General features: G+C 62.8%; 18 protein-coding genes. 4 read left to right on the forward strand and 14 right to left on the reverse strand.

All coding sequences use genetic code 11. The features are described from left to right. The first annotated feature begins 42 nt into the window (after positions 1-42). Positions 43-936: an SDR family oxidoreductase gene (locus AC1DYO_RS06885; RefSeq protein WP_477261600.1), complete on the forward strand. Its 894-nt coding sequence runs from the start codon at positions 43-45 to the stop codon at positions 934-936. A gap of 57 nt (positions 937-993) precedes the next feature. Here the strand turns inward: AC1DYO_RS06885 and AC1DYO_RS06890 are convergent, their stop codons facing one another. Together AC1DYO_RS06890 and AC1DYO_RS06895 are read right to left on the reverse strand one after the other, a co-directional pair. Beyond that, positions 994-2,913, reverse strand: a complete 1,920-nt coding sequence (locus tag AC1DYO_RS06890; protein WP_477261602.1) for a potassium transporter Kup — start codon at positions 2,911-2,913, stop codon at positions 994-996. A 103-nt stretch (positions 2,914-3,016) separates the two neighbouring features. After that, complete coding sequence (locus tag AC1DYO_RS06895) at positions 3,017-3,757, reverse strand: pyridoxine 5'-phosphate synthase (RefSeq protein ID WP_477261604.1); 741 nt, start codon at positions 3,755-3,757, stop codon at positions 3,017-3,019. 245 nt (positions 3,758-4,002) lie between these two features. Between AC1DYO_RS06895 and AC1DYO_RS06900 the strand changes: the two genes are divergently transcribed. Then, the gene (locus tag AC1DYO_RS06900) at positions 4,003-4,422 is read left to right on the forward strand and encodes a SpoIIAA family protein (protein ID WP_477261606.1); all 420 of its coding nucleotides are present in this window, start codon (positions 4,003-4,005) and stop codon (positions 4,420-4,422) included. A 6-nt stretch (positions 4,423-4,428) separates the two neighbouring features. Here AC1DYO_RS06900 and AC1DYO_RS06905 read toward each other — a convergent pair whose 3' ends face one another. From AC1DYO_RS06905 to AC1DYO_RS06940, 8 genes are all read right to left on the reverse strand, one after another. Beyond that, positions 4,429-5,556, reverse strand: a complete 1,128-nt coding sequence (locus AC1DYO_RS06905) for an ATP-dependent DNA helicase (protein WP_477261608.1) — start codon at positions 5,554-5,556, stop codon at positions 4,429-4,431. 143 nt (positions 5,557-5,699) lie between these two features. Beyond that, on the reverse strand, positions 5,700-6,062 hold the full coding sequence (locus AC1DYO_RS06910) for a nitrile hydratase accessory protein (protein WP_477261610.1): 363 nt from the start codon (positions 6,060-6,062) through the stop codon (positions 5,700-5,702). Next, positions 6,031-6,690, reverse strand: a complete 660-nt coding sequence (gene nthB, locus AC1DYO_RS06915; protein ID WP_477261612.1) for a nitrile hydratase subunit beta — start codon at positions 6,688-6,690, stop codon at positions 6,031-6,033. Before nthB ends, AC1DYO_RS06910 begins: the two co-directional genes overlap by 32 nt. Next, entirely contained in the window at positions 6,687-7,292 is a 606-nt protein-coding gene (gene nthA, locus AC1DYO_RS06920; RefSeq protein ID WP_477261614.1) for a nitrile hydratase subunit alpha, read from the reverse strand. The genes nthB and nthA overlap by 4 nt, the downstream gene beginning before the upstream one ends. Before the next feature lie 64 nt (positions 7,293-7,356). Continuing rightward, positions 7,357-10,518 (reverse strand): efflux RND transporter permease subunit, encoded by a 3,162-nt coding sequence (locus AC1DYO_RS06925; protein WP_477261616.1) that lies wholly within the window; start codon positions 10,516-10,518, stop codon positions 7,357-7,359. Continuing rightward, positions 10,515-11,807 carry an efflux RND transporter periplasmic adaptor subunit gene (locus AC1DYO_RS06930; protein ID WP_477261618.1) on the reverse strand — a complete coding sequence of 431 codons (1,293 nt, stop codon included), beginning with the start codon at positions 11,805-11,807 and terminating at the stop codon, positions 10,515-10,517. The genes AC1DYO_RS06925 and AC1DYO_RS06930 overlap by 4 nt, the downstream gene beginning before the upstream one ends. 227 nt (positions 11,808-12,034) lie before the next feature. Then, on the reverse strand, positions 12,035-12,631 hold the full coding sequence (locus tag AC1DYO_RS06935) for a LysE family translocator (protein ID WP_477261620.1): 597 nt from the start codon (positions 12,629-12,631) through the stop codon (positions 12,035-12,037). A gap of 128 nt (positions 12,632-12,759) precedes the next feature. Beyond that, complete coding sequence (locus AC1DYO_RS06940) at positions 12,760-13,716, reverse strand: acyl-CoA desaturase (RefSeq protein WP_477261622.1); 957 nt, start codon at positions 13,714-13,716, stop codon at positions 12,760-12,762. Positions 13,717-13,840: 124 nt separating this feature from the next. On the opposite strand from AC1DYO_RS06940, the gene AC1DYO_RS06945 reads away from it, so the two are divergent. Next, positions 13,841-14,284 carry a metalloregulator ArsR/SmtB family transcription factor gene (locus AC1DYO_RS06945; protein WP_477261624.1) on the forward strand — a complete coding sequence of 148 codons (444 nt, stop codon included), beginning with the start codon at positions 13,841-13,843 and terminating at the stop codon, positions 14,282-14,284. A gap of 349 nt (positions 14,285-14,633) precedes the next feature. On the opposite strand, the gene ilvN is transcribed toward AC1DYO_RS06945, so the two are convergent. From ilvN to tmpA, 4 genes are all read right to left on the reverse strand, one after another. Then, entirely contained in the window at positions 14,634-15,206 is a 573-nt protein-coding gene (gene ilvN, locus AC1DYO_RS06950) for an acetolactate synthase small subunit (RefSeq protein ID WP_023668352.1), read from the reverse strand. Between the two features lie 76 nt (positions 15,207-15,282). Next, positions 15,283-17,079: an acetolactate synthase 3 large subunit gene (locus AC1DYO_RS06955; protein ID WP_477261626.1), complete on the reverse strand. Its 1,797-nt coding sequence runs from the start codon at positions 17,077-17,079 to the stop codon at positions 15,283-15,285. Positions 17,080-17,507: 428 nt separating this feature from the next. Then, positions 17,508-18,092 (reverse strand): (R)-1-hydroxy-2-trimethylaminoethylphosphonate oxygenase, encoded by a 585-nt coding sequence (gene tmpB, locus AC1DYO_RS06960; protein ID WP_477261628.1) that lies wholly within the window; start codon positions 18,090-18,092, stop codon positions 17,508-17,510. Continuing rightward, a complete protein-coding gene (gene tmpA, locus AC1DYO_RS06965; RefSeq protein WP_477261629.1) occupies positions 18,089-19,240 on the reverse strand; it encodes a 2-trimethylaminoethylphosphonate dioxygenase in 1,152 nt (383 codons plus the stop codon). Before tmpA ends, tmpB begins: the two co-directional genes overlap by 4 nt. Positions 19,241-19,354: 114 nt before the next feature. Here tmpA and AC1DYO_RS06970 point away from each other — a divergent pair, with 114 nt between their 5' ends. Continuing rightward, positions 19,355-20,251: a LysR family transcriptional regulator gene (locus AC1DYO_RS06970; protein ID WP_477261631.1), complete on the forward strand. Its 897-nt coding sequence runs from the start codon at positions 19,355-19,357 to the stop codon at positions 20,249-20,251. The last annotated feature ends 97 nt before the right edge of the window (positions 20,252-20,348 follow it).

The following is a 20,348-nucleotide window of genomic DNA, read 5'->3' on the forward strand; positions in this document are numbered from 1 at the left end:
GCCAAAGCACCCGCCAAATCGGCGCAAAAATCAGGATCTCCCATGCCCAAAACCCTTCTCGTCACCGGCGCTTCCGGCCAGCTTGGCCGCAGTGTCATCCGTCATCTGCTGGACGCACAGAGAGTCGCGCCGGCAGACATCATCGCCACCACGCGCGACCCCGAAAATCTCGCCGATCTGGCAACGCTTGGCATCACTGTCAGGGCTGCCGACTTCAACGATCCGGTTTCCCTGGAGAAGGCGTTTGCAGGCGCTGACCGGGTGCTGATCATCTCGACTGGCGACCTCGACCTCAAGAGCGACCGTCGGCTGAAGCAGCATCAGACTGCGGTGGCCGCAGCCAGGGCAGCCGGCGTCTCGCACCTGCTTTACACCTCGATGCCCAATCCCGAGCCTGGCTCGCCGGTTCTGTTTGCCAGCGACCACTACGGCACCGAGCGGGCGATCGAGGCCAGCGGCATCCGCTACACCATCTTCCGCAACGGCTGGTACCAGGAGAACCTGCTGATCGCGCTACCGCACGCCATTGCATCGGGACAATGGTATAGCGCAGCCGGTGACGGCCGCATCGCCCACGGCGCGCGCGACGATATGGCGGCCGCAATCGCTGCCGGCCTCGCTTCCGGCTCGACCGACAGCAAGGTCTACACGCTGACCGGCCCGCAGGCCTATACGACGGCCGAAATCGCCGCTTTGGTCAGCGAAGTCACAGGCAAACCGCTCCAGGTTGTTCAGCTGCCCGACGAGGCCCTGACCGAAGGCGTGAAGGCGGCGGGCTTTCCGGAGGACATCGCCCGCATCATCGTCTCCTTCGACGCCAACACGCGCTCCGGCCGCATTGCGATGGCGACCGATGCGGTTGAGACGCTGTCAGGCCGCAAGCCGCAAACGTTGAAGCAGTTCTTGGAGACGAACAAGGCCGCGCTGGCCGGGTAGAACCACGCCGTAGTGCGAAACGGCAAAGGCCGTGCCGTGGGACGCGGCCTTTGCCCTCTAGATCGCCACCTGCGTGCCGATCTCGACCACGCGCCCCGTGGGAATCTGGAAATATTCCGTCGCGTCGGCCGCCGTGCGGGCGAGCCCGATGAACAGCTTGTCCTGCCACACCGGCATGCCGGAATTGGGCGAGGCCTTGAGCGAGCGCCGGGACAGGAAGAACGAGGTCGTCATGATGTCGAACTTCCAACCCTGCTTGCGGCAGATTGCCAGCGCGCGCGGAATGTTGGGCTGTTCCATATAGCCGAAGGTCAGCGTCACCCGCATGAACAGCTCGTTGACCGTCTCCATCTTGACGCGCTCGCTGTCGGGCACCAGCGGCTGCGGCGCAGTCACCACCGAGAGGATGACGTTCTGCTCGTGCAGCACCTTGTAGTGCTTCAGGCTGTGCATCAGCGCGGTCGGCGCGCTTTGCGGATCGCTGGTCAGGAACACGGCGGTGCCGGACACCAGCTGCGGTTTCTTCTTCAACAGATTGCCGGCGAGGAAATCGAGCGGGATTTCGTTGCGGCGGGTCTTGTCGAAGAGATAGCGGCTGCCGCGCACCCAGGTCCACATCGCCAAGACGATGGTGAAAGCCACCGCCAGCGAGGCCCAGCCACCCTCGAACACCTTGACGATGTTGGAGGCAAAGAAGCCGATGTCGATGAACATGAACACCGCTGTCATCGCCACCGCCACCCACAGCCGCCATTTCCAGATGCGCGTCATGACAACGAACAGCAGCACGGTCGTCACCAGCATGTTGCCGGTTACCGAGATGCCGTAGGCGGAGGCGAGCTTGCTCGATTCGCCGAAGCCGACCACCAGCAACATCACCACCAGCGCCAGCAAAAGGTTGACGCGCGGCATGTAGATCTGGCCGGACTGCCGTTCCGACGTATGCAGGATTTCGAGGCGCGGCAGCATGTTGAGCTGCACCGCCTGTCTGGTCAGCGAAAAGGCGCCTGATATGACCGCCTGGCTGGCGATAACCGTCGCCGCCGTCGCCAGCACCACCATGGGTATCAGCGTCCAGCCTTCGTTCATTTCGAAGAACGGATGGCCGACCACGCCGTTCTTGGCCAGCACGAAAGCGCCCTGCCCGGCATAGTTGAGCAGCAGGCAGGGAAACACGATCGCCAGCCAGGCGAGCACGATCGGCTTGCGGCCGAAATGGCCGAGATCGGCGTAAAGCGCTTCGGCGCCGGTGACGGCGAGGAAGATGGCGCCGATGGTGACGAAGGCGACATCGGGCGAATTGATCAGAAAGGCGACGATGTAGTGCGGGCTGACCGCCCACAGAATTTCCGGATCGGCGATGATGTGGTTCAGGCCCGAAAGGCCGATGGCCAGGAACCAGACCGCGGTGATCGGCCCGAAGATCAGCGCGACGCCGCCGGTACCGAAACGCTGTACCGAAAACAGGATCGCCAGGATCACCAGCGTCAGCGGCACGACATAGGGCTGGAACGCCGGGGTAACGACATTCATGCCTTCGACCGCCGAAAGCACCGAGATCGCCGGCGTGATGACGGCATCGCCGAAGAACAGCGACGCACCGACAATGCCGATGGCCAGGATCAGCGCCGAACGCGTCGGGAAACTGCCGCGTGCCAGCGCCATCAGCGACAGCACGCCACCCTCGCCGCGGTTGTCGGCCCTCAGCACGAACATGATGTATTTGATGGTGACGATGATCGTCAGCGACCAGATGATCAGCGACAGCACGCCCAGAATATCGCCGCGGTCGGCGACCTCGCCGCCGGACGACGCCACCAGCGCTTCGCGAAACGCGTAGATCGGGCTGGTGCCGATGTCGCCATAGACCACGCCGAGCGCGCCCAGCATCAGCACCTTGGTGCTATGCTGTTCGATTTCGGGATGGCTCGATTGTTCGACGGGTTCTGCCTCACTACCAGTATTGGTAAGGGCCATGGACGACACTCCGATAAGCGCGCGGTGCTCTACGCTTGCTGCGATGCAATATCAAGTGCCCTCACGTAATGGCTGATATGCGGTAATGCCAGCCATCTGCCCTCTACCATCCGCATGCCTTAAGGAACCGCACCACCGTGCCGGCCATGCCATACTCCAACGCATCGGCTGTCAACCCATGTCCGATTGACACTTCGGCCAATGCCGGGATGCGCTTTGCCAGCGCCGGCAGATTGTTCACCACCAGATCGTGCCCGGCATTGACCTGAAGCCCGGCCGCGAGTGCGGCATCGGCGGTTTTTCCCAATCTTTCCAATTCCTTCTGCGCCTTGGCGGAATCGGAATGGAAGCTGCCATAGGGCCCGGTATAGAGTTCGATCCGGTCGGCACCGGTGTCGCGCGCAGCATTGACGCCGGCGGGATCCGGATCGGAAAACAGCGACACGCGAAAGCCCCCTTTTTTCAGGCGCTTGACGATCGGGTTAAGGAACGCCGCCTCGGCGGCAAAGTTCCAGCCATGGTCGGAGGTCGCCTGCGCAGGATCGTCGGGCACCAGGGTCACCTGTTCGGGCTGGTGCTTTTCCACAAGCACCAGAAAATCTTCCGTAGGGTAGCCCTCGATGTTGAATTCCGCCTTGGGGAATTCATCGTCGATCAGCGCCCGGATCTCCGGCAGGTCGGAATGCCTGGTGTGGCGCTCGTCGGGCCGCGGATGCACTGTCAGCCCGTGCGCGCCGGCGGCCAGCGCCAGACGCCCGAGCCCGGTGACGCTCGGCCACGGCAGGTCGCGGCGATTGCGCAGCATGGCGATGGCGTTGAGGTTGACGGAAAGCTTGGCTGGCATGGTTTTTGAGTCCGGTCAGGAGGCGTTTTGGCAGCGCATCTATACTGCCTTTGATGGGAACAGACAGGGGTTTCGGGTGTTCCAGTCAGGTATGTGCCCTGCGAGAGCAGTTCCAGGAAAAGTGTCACACGGTTTTCCCGGGAAAACCGCGTAGCGCTTTCCCTTGGGAACTGCGTCAAATCAAAGAGCTAGAGTTGGTCGCCGTTTCCGCGAAACGGCGAAACGCTCTAGCGGAGGACCAGCCGATGAATTTTCTCCAATCCGTGCCCGCGATCCGCCGTATCGAAACCGACCGTGATGACCTTTTCGCCATTGATGTCGTCGGCCATGTCTCGGCGGCAGACGGCGAAAATCTGTTCGGATTGCTGGAGGCTGCCTATGCGCTTCACCCAAGGATCGACGTGTTGGTGCGGCTGGTCGATCATGAGGGCGTCGACTGGACGGATGTTGCCGACGAGACGCTGAAACAGGGCACGGTTCACGCCCTGGAGCATGTCGCCCGTTGCGCGACGATCGGCGAGCCGGACTGGATAGCGGATGCGCAAAGCTTCCTGCCGGCGTCATCACCCATCGAGTTCAGGCACTTCAAGGTCGAGGATGAAGCGGACGCCTGGCAATGGCTGGGCGCGACGCAGCTCAGCCCTGCTACGTCAGCTGCAACCTGACGCCACCTATCTGACGATGGTCAGCCGCTCTGCCGCACGGGTGATGGCGGTGTAAAGCCAGCGCTGGCGGGTTTCCTTGAACGCCCAGCTCTCGTCGAACAGCACGACGTCGTTCCATTGCGAACCCTGCGCCTTGTGCACGGTCAACGCGTAGCCATAGTCGAAATCGTCAAAGCGCTTCTTCTGCTGCCAGGGAATATCTGCGTCCGGATCCTCAAACGCCGACTTCAGCAGCTTGATCTTGGCGACGCCGCGGTCGGGATCGTCCTCCTCCGGCGAGACCAGCAGATTAATGCCGGGTTTTATCGTCTCGCGCGACGAGGTCATCACCTTCCACAGCGAACCGTTGAGCAGACCCTTGGCGGGGTCGTTGCGCAGGCAGACCAGCTTGTCGCCGGCCTGCGGGTAATCGGCATTAAAGCCTTTCAGCTCGCGCAGGCGCTGATTGTAACGGCGGCGCGTGCGGTTGGTGCCGACCAACACCTGGTCCGCCTTCAGCACCAGCTCCTGGGTGACGTCCTCCTTGCCGATCACCTGCGCGGTCCCGTAGTCGCCCCGCATGAACTCGCGGCCCTCGCGCACGTCGAGCGCCAGCTGGATGATCGGATTGTCGCGCGCCTGGCGGTGGATTTCGGTCAAGAGCACGTCCGGCTCGTGCTCGGTGAAGAAGCCGCCGCCCGATATCGGCGGCAGCTGCGCCGGATCGCCGAGCACCAGGATCGGCGTGCCAAAACTCAGGAGGTCGCGGCCGAGCTGCTCGTCGACCATCGAGCACTCGTCGATGACGACCAGCTTGGCGCGCGAGATCGGGCTTTGCCGGTTGAGCGAGAACGTCGGCGACATCGACGTCTTGCCGGTCACCTCGTCGGCCACCGATTCCTCGCCCTTCGGCCGGTAGATCAGCGAATGGATGGTGCGTGCATTGACCGCGCCCTTCGAACGCAGCACCTGCGCTGCCTTGCCGGTGAAGGCCGCGAACTGCACCTGTCCGTCGACATGCTCGGCAAAATAGCGCGCCAGTGTCGTCTTGCCGGTGCCCGCATAGCCGAACAGCCGGAAAATCTGCGGCCGGCCTTCCCTAAGCCAGCGCGCCACCGCCTTCAACGCCTCATCCTGTTGGGGAGAGAATTCCATCAGCGCGAGAGACCGGATTCGCAAGGGAAAGACAAGGCCGTCACCATCAATGCCGAAGATGGCGCCGCCGCCCGCCTCCAGAGGCGCAAACTATCAGGCGCACATCGGAACGTAAAGGGAACAAACGAACCCGGAGCAACGACCTACAGCCCGGGATCGTTCTCCAGCAGGATCGGCTTGCCGTGCGGCGTCGCATGAGCGGCGCGCTCCCAGGCGGCGGCGAGTGAATCGACATCATTCTTGCCGGCGACGCCCTTGGCCGCCAGCAGGCTTTCCAGCGCCGCCAGCCAATGCTCGTAGTAATCGTGGCCATCGCTTGCGGCGCCCGGCTTCTTCACTTCGGCGGACAGCGCATCTGCCCATTCGCCCCAGGAGAACAGGCCCTTGTCGTGCAGCGCCACCGTCATGGCGAAGGCTTCCGCCTGCCATGGCTCGGAAAACACCGGCTCGTCCAAATCTCTAGGCAATGCGCCTTCATGCCGGCTCAAGATAGCTCTCCCAGGCATCGATCGAGACGCTGAGCGTAGGGTCTGCGCCCTCGCCCCAGATTTCGGCGCCATCGAAGACCACCGTGTAGACCCATTGCGGGTTTTCGCCCTTTCCATGCGCGTTGGTGTCGGGGAAGACAAAACCGTCACGCACAGCCTCGATCACACCCTGCTTATCGCGCGCATAGCGCGGCAGCCTGGTGTGGCCGGTGGGGTTGAAATTCTTCGTCCGCACGGGCTGGCCGGCCTTGAACCGTGCCGGTGTCGCAACCGGCCGATCGCAAGGCCCGCCCTTGGCCAGCACCGACGGCACGTTTTCGGCCTTCAACACCCTTTTCGGGGTCGCCGCCGGATCGACGGGCCGGCCCTCGGCCAAGTCGCGTTCACTGACAAAGCCGTGGCGTTTGAGCAGCACCTCCAGCGCCTTGATCCAGATCTGGTAGTAGCTCGACGAATAGTAGACGGCCGGATGCAGCGATTCCCGCGCGTGCCTGCCCTCGTCAATGTTCCAGGCGCCCATGGCGCCGGCGGTCAGCGTCACGCCCAGCGCCCGCCTCTCCCAGTCGGCATGGAAATAAGGCTCGTCCCTTTCGGGCGCGACCGGCCCGAACCCCATCTGCCCGCCGAGATCCTGCGGCCCGTTCATGCCCGCTGTCCCGCCACGGCCGTGCCGATCATCGCATCGCGGCTGACCAGTTCGGCCAGTTGCTCCTCGCTCCAGCCTTCGGTGTTTTGCGGCCGCATCGGCACCACGAGGTAGCGCAATTCAGCCGTCGAATCCCAGACGCGGATTTTTTTGTCCGCCGGCAGTCTCAGCCCGAATTCCTCGAGCACGCCACGAGGGTCGATCACCGCGCGTGAGCGGTAAGGCGGCGCCTTGTACCAGACCGGCGGCAGGCCAAGCACGGACCACGGATAGCAGGAGCACAGCGTGCAGACGACGAGGTTGTGCGTCTCCTCCGTGTTGAACACCGCCTGCATGTGCTCGCCCTGGCGGCCGGTATAGCTCAGCGATTCGATCGCCGCCGTCGCATCGCGCCTCAGCCAGTCGGCATAGGCCGGATCGCTCCAGGCTTTTGCGACGACCCTGGCGCCGTTGCGCGGCCCGATCTTCGTCTCGTACGTGTCGACGATGACGTCGATCGCCGCCGGATCGATCAGGCCTTTTTCGGTGAGGATGGTTTCCAGCGCGCGCACCCGCGCAGCAAAAGGGTCAAGCTCGTTGTCGTGGTCATGATCATGGGACATGACCGCAAATTAGGATCACCGGTCTGCCGCCGCAAGCACCACGCCTTGGGCCAGACGCCGCCGCCTATTCGGCGGCAGCCTTTTGCGGTTCGATGAGTCGATCTTCGGGGCCGAACAGCGAAGCCTGCTCGTCGCTCTCGACGGCATGCAACGCCGGCCGCTTCTTCGAGGTGAAAAAGCTCATCAGCCAGCCAGAAAAATTCTCGAAATAGACGTAGATCACCGGCGTGACGAACAGTGTGAGCGCCTGCGAGGCCAAGAGACCGCCGACGACGGCGACGCCGAGCGGCTGGCGGAGTTCTGCGCTGGCGCCGGTGCCGAGCGCGATCGGGAACGTGCCCATCAGTGCCGCCAGCGTCGTCATCATGATCGGCCTGAACCGCATCAGGCAGGCCTTGTGGATGGACTCGGTCGCCGACATGCCTTCTCGTCGCAGTTCGAGCGCGACGTCGACCATCATGATGCCGTTCTTCTTGACGATGCCGATCAGCATCAGGATGCCGATCACCGCGATGACGGACAGGTCCATGCCGGCAAAGCGCAGCGCCACCACCGCACCCAGCACCGCCGAAGGCAGGCCGGTCAAGATGGTCAGCGGATGGATAAAACTCTCATAGAGGATGCCAAGCACGATATAGATCGTCAGGATGGCGCCGCCGATCAGCAGGCCCTGATTGGCAAGCGAATCCTGGAAGGTTTTAGCCGTGCCGGCGAAGCTGGTCGAGATCGCCGTCGGCATGCCGATCTGCTCCTTCAGCGCGTCGATGCGGGCCGTACTGTCGCCGAGCGCCACGCCTTGCGGCAGATTGTAGGAGATGGTCACCGCCGGAAGCTGGCCGAGCTGGTTGACCGTCAAGGCGCCGGCGGTGCGGTCGACGCGGGCAAAGGCGCCAAGCGGCACCAGGCTGCCGCTCGCCGTCCTCATCTGGATGGCGAGCATGCGCTCGGGGGACCATTCGATGTTGGGATCGAGCTCGGTGATAACTTCATAGCTGTCGGCCGAACCGAAGATTGTCGAAACCTGGTCGGTGCCGAACCCGCCATAGAGGGCGGAGCGCAGCGTGTCGGTGTCGATGCCCAGTTGGGCGGCCTTGTCGCGGTCGACCACCAGGGATGCCTGCAGGGCATTGTTCTGCAAGTCGCTGGTGACGTCGGTGAAATTCGTATGGTCGGCCGCCATCGCGTCATTCAGCTTCTGCGCCCAGATGTCGGTCTGGCCGGTATCCAGGCCCTGCACGACCAGCTGGTAGGCGCTGGCTGACGAGCGCGAACCGAGCCGCAGGTTCTGCACCGGCTGCATGTAGGTTTCGATACCCGCCACACCGGCCAGTTGTCGCCTTAGATCCGAAAGCACTTTCTCGATATCGGGGCGCTGGTCCTTGCCCTTGAGCTGGACGAAAAGCTGCCCCTGGTTGAGCGCATTGCTGCCGCTGCCCGCCGACCACGCCACATGATCGACATAGGGTGAATGCGAGAAGACGCTGGCGACCTGCCCCTGCAGCCTCGACATGGCGTCGAACGAGATGTCTTGGCGGGCGATTGTCGTCACCGATATCTGGCCGATATCCTCCTGCGGGAAGAAGCCCTTCGGCGACACCTCGATCAGCCACACCGACCCTGCCGCGGTTCCGAGGAAGACGAGGAACACCAGGAAAGTGTGGCGCAGGCAGAAGGTTAGAAGCCGGTCATAGCCGCGTGTGACGAAGTCCTGCTTGTGGCCAGGGCCATGCTTGTCGCGGTCGGCCTTGGTCACGGACAGCAGCCGCGAGCACAGCATCGGCGTCAGCGTCAGCGACACGAACATCGACGCCAGGATGGCGACCGTCACCACCACGGCAAACTCGTTGAAGATGCGGCCGATGACGCCACCCATCAAAAGCACCGGGATGAACACCGCCACCAGCGAGATCGAGATCGAGATAATGGTGAAGCCGATTTCGCGCGCGCCTTTCAGCGATGCGTCGAAGGCCGACAACCCATCCTCCTCCATGTGGCGGAAGATGTTTTCCAGCATGACGATGGCGTCGTCGACGACGAGGCCGACGGCAAGCGTCAGCCCCATCAGCGAAATATTGTCGATGGAAAATCCGAACAGGAACATCGCGCCCAGCGTGGCGATCAGCGAGATCGGCACCGCCACGGCCGGAATGATGGTTGCGGTGACGCGGCGCAGGAAGACGAAGATCACCATCACCACCAAAGCGATGGTCAAGAGCAGCGTGAACTGCACATCGTCGACGGCCTGGCGGATCGAGGTCGAACGGTCGTTGAGCAGCTTGATCTGGGCGGCGGCCGGCATCTGGTCCTGGAAGGACGGCAGCATCGCCTTGACCTTGTCGACGACGTCGACCGTATTGGCGTCGGGCTGGCGCTGCACGGCCATGATGATCGCGCGGGTACCATCGTACCAACTAGCGGTCGTGGTGGTCTGCACCGAATCGACGACGCGGGTCACCTCGCCCAACCGCACCGGGTGGCCATCCTTGGTGGCGATGATGAGGTTGGAGAAGCCGGCGGCGTTGGTGAGCTGCGTATTGGCGGTGATGGTCAGCTGTTGCTTGTCATTCTGCAGCACGCCGAGCGGCGTGTTGCTGTTGGCCGAAGCGATCGCCGTCTGCAGCTGGTCGATCGAGATGCCGCGCGCGGCAAGCGCGGTCGGATCGATCTGGATGCGCACCGCATATTTCTGCTGGCCGAAGATCGAGACCTGCGCCACCCCGTCGATGGTCGACAGCGACGGCGAGATGACGTTTTCTGCGAAGGCATCGAGATCGGTCAACGGAACCGTGTCGCTGACCAGCGACATCAGCAGGATCGGCGCGTCGGCCGGATTGACCTTGCGATAGCTCGGCGGCGACGTCATTTCCAGCGGCAGCGATTTCTGCGTACGCGCGATCGCCGCCTGCACGTCGGCGGCGGCGGCGTCGATGTCGCGGTTGAGCACGAACTGGATGGCGATCGAGGTCTGGCCGAGCGAGTTGGTGGTCGAGATCGAATCGATGCCGGCAATGGTGGCGAACTGCTTGATCAGCGGCGTTGCCACCGAGGTCGCCATGGTTTCGGGCGAAGCGCCGGGCAGCGAGGCCGAGACGTTGACGACCGGAAATTCAGCACTTGGCAGTGCTGCAACCGGCAGGAATTTGTAGGCAAACAGCCCACCCAGCACGAGGGCGAACGACATCAGCAGCGTTGCAACGGGCCTGCGTATGCAGAATTCGGAAATCATGGCTGTGTCCCGCCCGCCTTGTCGGCTTGCGCGACCTTTGGCGCGGCCTGATCACCGCCGGCCGCCTTGCCCTCATGCACGGCGGCGCCGTCCTTCAGCCTGGTCTGGCCCTCGACGACCACCTTCTCGCCTGACTTGACGCCTTCGCTGATGGCGCTGCTTTCGCCTTCGGTCAGCGCCACCTGCACCGGCCGCATCTCGACCGTGTTGTCCGGCTTGACCACATAGACGAACGGCCCCTTCTGGCTGGGCTGCACCGCCACCGTCGGAACGGACGTCATCTGCGGCATGATGCCGGCGTCGAGCACGACATTCACGTATTGCCCGGGCCACAGCGACAGATCGGCATTGGGTATGCTTGCACGCGTCGCGATGGTGCCGGAAGCAGTGTCGACGCTGGAATCGACGAAGTCGAGCGTGCCCTTGCCGATCGGCGTCGGGGCGCCGTCCTTGGTCAGCGTGACCGCGCCTTGCTGCGGGTTGGCCAGCGCCTTGTGCAGCAGGGCCAGATTGCTCTCCGGCAGATTGAAGTTGACCTGCAGCGGATCGATCTGGGTGATCGTCACCAGCGGCGTCGCCGTAGTGCTATTGCCGTTACTGACGGTGACGAGATCACCGACCGCGACGCTGACCGCGCCCAGCCTGCCGGAAATCGGCGCCGTGATCGTGGCAAAGCCGAGCTGGACATTGTCGGCGTCGATCGTCGCCTTGTCGGCATCGACGGTCGCCGCGGCCGCCTTTTGCGCCGCCACCGCCTGGTCATAGGTCTGCTGCGTGCCGGCCTGCTTGGCGACGAGATCCTTGGCGCGCTCGAGATCTGACACCGAGCTCGCCAGCATTGCCTGGTCCTTGGCGAGCGTCGCCTGGTCCTTGGCAAGCTGCGCCTTCAGCGCCCGGTCGTCGAGCGAGAACAAAAGGTCGCCGACCTTCACCATCTGGCCGTCCTTGACGTCGATCGACACGATCTGGCTCGACACGCGCGCATTGATGTTGACCACGGCCGGCGAAGAGACGAAGCCGATGGCGTAGCGGCGGATCGGAAAATCGGCTGTCGTTGCGGTGGCCGAAACGATCGAGGCCGAGCGGGCGGCATTTCCGCCGGCGCCGGATTTGCCCCCAGCCTTGTCAGCCGAAGCCTTGTCCGATCCAGCCGGCTTGTCCGCCGCCGTCTGCCTGGCGCCTGGCAGCATCTGCTGCAGACTGCCCATAGCCGCCGGCGAAAAATAGACCCATGCGGCGGCGACACAGGCCGCTGCCACCACCACCGCCAGAACGACTTTTCCGCGCATCGACTACGAGCCCTATGATCCGACACGCCGAACCCGGTGGTCTCATTCAACCGCAAATCACGGCGCCTTGCCGCGATTTTGCCGAAGTAGATAGGACACGCCTTTGTCGGAAAAGGGCCAAAACGCGGCATTACGAAGATTTAATGTGCACTGCACAATGACTATGCAGCCGGCTCAAGGGTCGGAAAACCAGCCAGGATGTGGCTGAGATTTCAGGCCAGATGCGTCTATTTCAGCATCGGCCATAGCGTCGCCGCGAGCAGCACGCCCATGGCGATGTTGAACCATTTCAGCCGCACCGGATCCGACAGGAAGCCGCGCAGCGCGGTGCCGAAACCGGCCCACACCGACACGCTCGGTAGGTTGACGATGGCGAAGGCGAGCGAGATCAGCGCCACCGACAGGAATGGGTGGTCGGCGTTGGTGTAGACAGCCATGGCGGTGATCGCCATCACCCAGGCCTTGGGATTGACCCACTGGAATGCGGCAGCATCGATGAAGCGCATCGGCTTTGCCTCAACCTCGCCCTTTGCGCTCAGCGAGCGCGACATGGCGATCTTCCAGGCGAGGTAAAGCAGATAGGCTGCGCCGGCGACCTTCAATCCCGTGTGCATTGCCGGAAACGCCGTCAGCACCGCGCCGAGGCCGAAGCCGACGGCCAGCAGCAGCACGAAAAAGCCAATGCTGATGCCGAGCATATGCGGAATGGTCCTGACGATGCCGAAATTTACGCCCGACGCCAGAAGCATAAGGTTGTTCGGCCCCGGTGTGATCGAGGTCACGAAGGCATAGACCAAAAGGGCAAGGAAGGCGTCGAGGGACATGACGGCTCATAAAGGTCAGGAATACTGACTTAAATCGACCGGGCGTCCGGACGCAACTTCATTCGATTGGTCCAATACGCCCTGTCGTCGTCTGCCCCTGTCGCCAGCCTTGTCACGGCCGGCATAGTCTACCTGCCGTGGGGCCGTGCCGACAACAGGCCGGGAGCGGCGGCCGTCTCTTGATGGCTAGCCATACGCCGCAGACCTTTGCGCTTCGGGATGTTGTCCGGAAGCTTTACGCCATGCGCGAGGCCAAGAGCCGCAAGAATGCGGATGAAGACCCAGCCGAGGTCGATCTGCCCGCGTTCCAGGCCGAGCCTAGCGGATTCGGGAAACGCATGGTGATTGCCGTGAAAACTCTCGCCGAAGGTCACCAACCCGAAACGCGGCAGATTGTAGCCTTGCACGGCGACGCCATCGACGCGCCAGCCCTGCTGCCCGCTGCGATGGGCGAAATGCCCGACCAGCCAGTGCCCGGTGAGCGAAACCGAGACGCGCACGGCGATGCCCCAGACCACCCAGCTCCAGCCGCCGAGCAGAAAGAAAAGGATCGCCCACGGCAGTTGCTGCAGCATCCAGGTACGCTCGACGAATTTGTAGAAGCGGTCGTTGCGGATCGATGGCTCGATGACGAAGTCGGGCGGATTGCGCAACGCGACCGCGCAATGCATCTGCCAGAAGGCGTCGGTGAAGAAGGGCCGGCGGTGGGCATGGAGATCGTGGCACGCCGTCTGGCGCTGCGCCCAGTCTCTGATGTCATGCGCATAGATCATGCCGAAAGGGCCGGCCATGCCGACCAGCGTGCCGAGATAGACCAGCGCATGCTCGATGAAGATATGCACCTTGAACGAGCGATGGATGAGCAGCCGATGCATGCCGACCGAATGTCCCGCGCAGATCGTCACCGCCGTTGTCCCGACGAACAGGGCGAAAGCGCTCCAGCTGAAGGTCAGCGGCCCGAACACCAGGGCCATCAGCGTCWTCGTGCCGACCCAGATCGACTTGGCAGGCATCCAGACGACCTCGCCGTCCTCGGCGTCGCTCAACGGCTGCGATATCATTCTGCCTGTGGATATGGTCTTCATCGGTACCCCTCCTCTGCAGGAAACATTTCCGAACCAGAGCCTTGCCTTTCGCCAAGCCGGCGCTTATTTAGGCAGTAAGCTAATTATCTACTATATCGAATTAGGTATTTAGGCAATAGTCTAAATGCCAGAGAAATACAGACCGGAGGCGAACGCCTTCGCGACCTACGAGGCAGGAATTGTGATCGAAGACGACATCTCGGATGGCGAAACGGCCGCCGGCAGCGGCGCCATACAGCGTGTGTTCGAGGCGCTGTCGTCGCAGCCTCGGCGCAAGATCCTCGCCTATCTCGCACACTCGTCGCTGACCGCGGGCGAGATCGCGGCGCGCTTCGACATGTCGAAGCCGTCGATCTCGCAGCACTTAAGCATTCTGGAAACGGCCGGGCTCATCGCCAGGGAGCGGCAGGGACAGTTCATCCACTACTCGCTGGTCCAGAATAATCTGGTCAACACGCTGAACGGCTTCGTCCAGGACGTCTGCCCGGTCTCGCGCCCGATCAAACGGGAGAGCAAGGAACTGGCGAGCGGCAAGGTCGATGCCAAGCTGACAAAATCCGCCGGCTGATATCCCGATTGCATCTGCGAGGAAGCCCCCGCCGCATCAATTCCGACGGCGATACTTCAGTGCCCAGAGAAACCAACTGAAGACGACGATGGATCCGGCGTGGAACAGGATCCCATCCCAGAATCTGGTCGGATTGTCCGCATACGCAACCAGGCTATAGGTTCGCCCGACAGGGACCGTCATCGTTACCCAGGCATGGGCAAGCACCCAGATCGAGTACGCGATCAGAGCGTACATCATCACATGTATGATCAGCTCTTTGCGCGGAGTCATGCGTCACCAATTCTCAAGCCGGCTGTCCGACTGTCTGGCCGACCCTGATTGCGGAACTTTAATTTCGCATGAATGCCTACATGCCTTGCGGGCCGCGGTTCATCGCCGCCACGCCGGTGCGGCAGATCTCGACCAGGCCGAGCGGCTTCATGATGGCGATGAACTGGTCGAGCTTGGAGCCCTTGCCGGTGATCTCGAAGATGAAATGCTCGGTGTTGGCGTCGATGACCGACGCGCGAAAGGCGTCCGCCAGCCGCAGCGCCTCGACACGGGCTTCGCCGGTGCCGGCAACCTTGACCAGCGCCAGTTCGCGCTCCAGCGGCCGTTCCTGACCGAATTCGTGCGAGCGCACGGTGAGGTCGACGACGCGGTGCACCGGCACGATGCGCTCGAGCTGGTGCTTGATCTGCTCCAGCACGTGCGGCGTGCCGCGCGTCACAATGGTGATGCGCGACAGGTGCTTTTCGTGCTCGGTCTCGGAGACCGTCAGGCTCTCGATGTTGTAGCCGCGGCCGGAAAACAGGCCGATGACCCGGGCTAGCACGCCCGGCTCGTTGTCGACCAGCACGGAGAGCGTGTGGTTCTCCGGCTTCTCGGTTTCCTTGGCGATGAAATAGGCGGAGCCGGTCGGTTGAAGCTGTGCGTTCATGACATGAATCTCGATTTCAGACTTTTGAGCTAATTCTCTGTTTGCGCACGGCTTCCAAGCCCTGCCTTGGCTTGTCCTAGACCAGTTCCCTGCCCTTGGCGTCGATGGCGTTGGCCACGGCTTCGTCGGTCGCCTCGTCCGGCAGGAGCATTTCATTATGCGCCTTGCCCGACGGGATCATCGGGAAGCAGTTGGCGAGCGTCGCCACGCGGCAATCGAACAGCACAGGCTTGTTGACCGCGATCATCTCCTTGATCGCGTCATCCAGTTCGTCCGGCTTCTCGCAGCGAATGCCGTGGCCGCCATAGGCGTCGGCCAGCTTGACGAAGTCCGGCATCGCCTCGGTGTAGGAATGCGACAGCCGGTTGCCGTGCAGCAGCTGCTGCCACTGCCGCACCATGCCCATATACTGGTTGTTGAGGATGAAGATCTTGATCGGCGCATTGTGCTGCACGGCAGCACTCATCTCCTGCATGGTCATCTGCACCGAGGCGTCGCCGGCGATGTCGATGACCAGTGCATCGGGGTGCGCGATCTGCACACCAAGTGCGGCCGGCAGGCCGTAGCCCATCGTGCCCAGCCCGCCCGATGTCATCCAGCGGTTCGGCTTCTCGAAATGATAGTGCTGCGCCGCCCACATCTGGTGCTGGCCGACCTCCGTGGTGATGTAGGTGTCCATGTCCTTGGTCAGTTCGTAGAGCCGCTGGACCGCATATTGCGGCATGATCACGTCATTGTTCATCTTGTAGGCGAGTGAATCGCGCGCGCGCCATTTGGCGATCTGCTCCCACCAGGGGTAGAGCGCCTTCTTGTCGGTCTTGGTGGACGCCCGCCACAGCCGCACCATGTCTTCCAGCACACGGCCGACATCGCCGATGATCGGCACGTCGGTGTGGACGTTCTTGTTGATCGACGACGGATCGATGTCGATGTGGATCTTCTTCGAGTTCGGCGAGAACGCGGTCAGCCGGCCGGTGATGCGGTCGTCGAAGCGCGCGCCGATGCAGATCATCACGTCGCAATCGTGCATCGCCATATTGGCTTCGTAGGTGCCGTGCATGCCCAGCATGCCCATCCAGTTCTTGCCCGAGGCCGGATAGGCGCCGAGCCCCATCAGCGTCGAGGTGATGGGGAAGCCGGTGAGATCGACCAGTTCGCGCAGCAGATGGCTCGCCTCCGGGCCGGAATTGATGACGCCGCCGCCCGAATAGATGATCGGCTTTTTGGCGCCGGCCATCAGTTCGACCGCTGCCTTGATCTTCTCCAGATCGCCCTGGACCTTCGGCTGGTAGCTGGTGCGCGGCGCCGTCTGCGGCGGCACATAGATGCCTTTGGCGAACTGCACGTCCTTCGGAATATCGACCACCACCGGACCGGGACGGCCGGTCGTGGCGACATGAAAAGCCTCGTGGATGGTGGCGGCGAGTTCGTTGACGTCCTTCACCAGCCAATTGTGCTTGGTGCAGGGTCGTGTAATGCCGACCGTGTCGCACTCCTGGAAGGCGTCCGAGCCGATCAGTGAGGTCGGCACCTGCCCGGTCAGACAGACCAGCGGGATCGAATCCATCAGCGCGTCCTGCAGCGGCGTCACCGCATTGGTGGCGCCCGGCCCCGAGGTCACCAGCATGACGCCGGCCTTGCCGGTCGAGCGCGCATAGCCTTCCGCCGCGTGCCCTGCGCCCTGCTCGTGGCGGACCAGAATGTGCTCGACCTCGTCCTGCTGGAAGATTTCGTCATAGATCGGAAGCACCGCGCCGCCGGGATAACCGAAGACATGCTTGACGCCATTGTCCTTCAGCGCCTGCACCACCATTTCGGCGCCAGTCATTTCCCTGCTTGGCATCTCACGCCGTTCGTTCTGTCCGTTGCTCATCGGTCTGGTCCCGTACTGTCGCCCCATGGGCGTTGCCATTTGGGTGTTATTGGTCGTTTAGTCGTGTTTTGGGCAATAAAAAAGGCCCCCGAGGGAGCCTGTGTGTTGCGCATGGGAGGTTTTCGCCCGGCGGTTACACCGCCTTGCCCACGCGCTTTCCTACGAGAATGAGTGCCTTTTTCATCGTGGCGGACAATAGAATTGCTTTTGCGCCGCTGTCAACGGGCAATGTGGGCAGCCGCATCGGGCTCAGATCCGCCCGCAGTATGCGCTTCGTTCAATTTCCCGCGAGAAGCAATTGGCGATGGCTCGGAGGAACTGGCCGGGAGCGCGTGCTCCCGGCATTTATCCGGCCTGTGAGCCATCACCGCGCATTGACTATCGAAGCGGAAGCACATGGCCGTTCCCTCTCGAGTATGGATTTGCGATCAGGTGTGATTGGCGAAGTCGCGAACGACGCGCTTCAGCAGCGGCACGTAGTCGCGAAATTTCCGGGTCTTCATGTTGGCGATCTTGCCGGCTTCGTCCCAGATGCGAACCCGCACCGCTTCCTCGTGGAACGGGTTCTTGCGGAACTCGGCCACCTCTTCGGCATTCATCGGCCCGCCCTGCAGCGACAGGGTGTGGACCGAGGCCTGCGAGAGCCTGCCGAAATAAGTGGGGTCGGTGGCGCAGAGGTAGCGCTTGGCCGAGACATGCAGCCGCACACACTCGACGATGACAGGCGGGAAGAACGGCGCCAGCACCTCGCCGCCGGCTTCGTCGTGATGCTTGTCCTCGACATCGCCGGGCGAATAGGTGCCGAACTCGCTGGTGTAGTGGCCGATATCGTGCAGCAGCGCTGCCGCCACCAGCACGTCAGGGGCGCCGTCCTTCTCGGCGAACCAGGCGGCCTGCAGCATATGCTCCGACATGGTGACGGGTTCGCCGAGATAGGATTCCGCCCCTCGGCGCTCGAAAATATCGGCGATGAACTCGACGATATTGTCCGCGTTCAGATCCTGGCCGCTCATTCCGCCGCCTCCTTGAACGCATGTTCGATAGCCGAAAGCGTCGACAACAGGCCATCCTTGTCGGCGTAGCATCCCTGCAGCCAGCGCTTGCCGGTACCGGAAAATTGCTTGCGGGCATGCATGACGCGGGTGTTGTCGACGATGAAGGCCTGCCCGGCCTCGAGCTTGAAGGTCACTTCGAAGGAAGTATCCTCGATCAGTTCGGCAAACCGGCGATAGGCGGCGTAATAGGCCTCCATGTCGGCGAACGGCACATCGACGGTCGGCGCCAGCGAGCGGTTGTTGAAGCGGATGGAGATGAGCTCGCCATCCGGGCCGAGCTCGATCATCGGCCGCTTGGCCTGCAGCCGCACACCAGCCGAACCGGCATATTCGAAGCGCGCCGGGTATGAACTCAACAGGCGGAAGCCTTCGGGATTTTCGGCTTGCAGCGCGGCCGCGACGGCAAAGCCGTCGACGACGCTGGATTCACCGCCCTCGACCGTATTTTCGATGCAGGACAGGATCTGCAGCGTCGGCACCGGATCGCGATAGGGGTTGTCGGTGTGCGCCTGCAGGCCAAGATTGGTGTAGGCCAGATTGGTCGGATTGACCTCGGCGCGGACTTCGAACCAGCGGCCGTAGTTGGTCTCCCTGATATAACCGAACAGATCGGACACTTTGACCAGCGCCCCGGATTCGGCCGGCAGATCGTCCATTACGGCAAAGCCATAGGTTTTCACCGCCGACAGCCATTGCGCTAGCACGGCGCGGTCGCGGCTGGCCGCGACATAGCCGGCGCGCGGCACCGAATTCTGCATCGAGGCCTTGGTCCACCGCACCGTGCCCTCGCCTGTCCAGCCGGGCTGGCGGGCGGCATCGCGGTCATAGGCATTGGCGCTCAGCCAGGCCGCGGGGAAGCTGACGGTCTTCTGTTCGGGCACGAAGCTGATTTCGAGGGCATCGCCCTTGATCGCGGCAGCGTCGATCCGTGTTTGCGCCGGAATGTCGAGAATGGTGATCAGCCGCTGACCATTGCCGGCGCTGCGTGTCTTGTCGTCGAGCGCATTGTCGCGCAGCCACATGGCGTGAAAGCGGGTGCGCGTCCCATCTTTCCAACCAAGTTCGATTGTTCTGCCTTCGTCGCCGATCAGCGCGTGGGTAAGCATGGAGATCCGTTCCTGTCCGCTGTACTCCAGTTCCGTGGGGCTTCGATTGCATATTGACCAGGGAAGAGGCATAACTCAAATTATGATTTTCCGGTCAATGGCCATAAATTTCTAATGGCTCAAACAGCCCTGCCCTTGCCCCCACTCGACTGGCTGCGCAGTTTCGAGGCCGCCGCGCGGCTGTCGAATTTCACCGCCGCCGCTGCCGAGCTCGGCCTGACCCAGGCGGCCGTAAGCCAGCACATCCGCTCGCTTGAACAGCGGCTGAAGCATCCCTTGTTCATCCGCCTAGCGCGCGGCGTCGAATTGACGCCGGAGGCAGCGGCCTATCTGCCGCATCTGCAATCGGCCTTCGCCGTGATCGGCAATAGCACGCGTGAGCTGTTCGAACCGAGAACGATCCAGAGCGTGACGATACGCTCGCCGATCTCCTTTGCCGTGCTGATGATCGCGCCGGTCCTGCCCGAAATGGCAAGCAGCCTGCCGCATGTCCAACTGCAGATCGAGACCATCCATACGCCAGCCGACTATGGCGAGCGCTCCGGCATGCTCGACATCCGTTTCGGCAATGGCTCCTTTGCCGGGCGTCAGGCCGATCGGCTCACCCGGGAAACATTGACGCCGATGGCCGCGCCCGGTCTCGCCAAAGTGGCGGATTGGACCGAATTGCCGAAACTCACCGTTGTCGGCGCGCGCGAAATGTGGGGCGAATGGTTCGCCGCCGCACGCATGAAGCCCACCATCGGGCCGGCGCACAAATTCGACAGTTTCGTCGCCGCACTCGAGGCGGCAAGGCACGGCGCCGGCATGGTGCTGGGATCGCGCCCCCTGGCCGATGCGGCACTGCACGACGGATCTCTGGTTACGCTTTCCGAATTTGCGCTGTCAGGCGGCGCCGGCCACTACCTGACCGCCCCTTCCGGCGCCCATCTCAGCCGCGCCGAGGACGATGTCCGTCACTGGTTCGCAACCGTCTTCGGCCAGCGCATGGCAGACCGCCGTAGCATTTGAGCCGGGCGCCGTCCGCATCGGCAATTTTCGATAAGCCGCTGAAAACGCGCCAAACTATTGGACGACGTGACGCGGCGCATAATTTGCCGCGATACTG

It is taken from the genome of Mesorhizobium sp. P2_F5 (genome assembly GCF_056403715.1).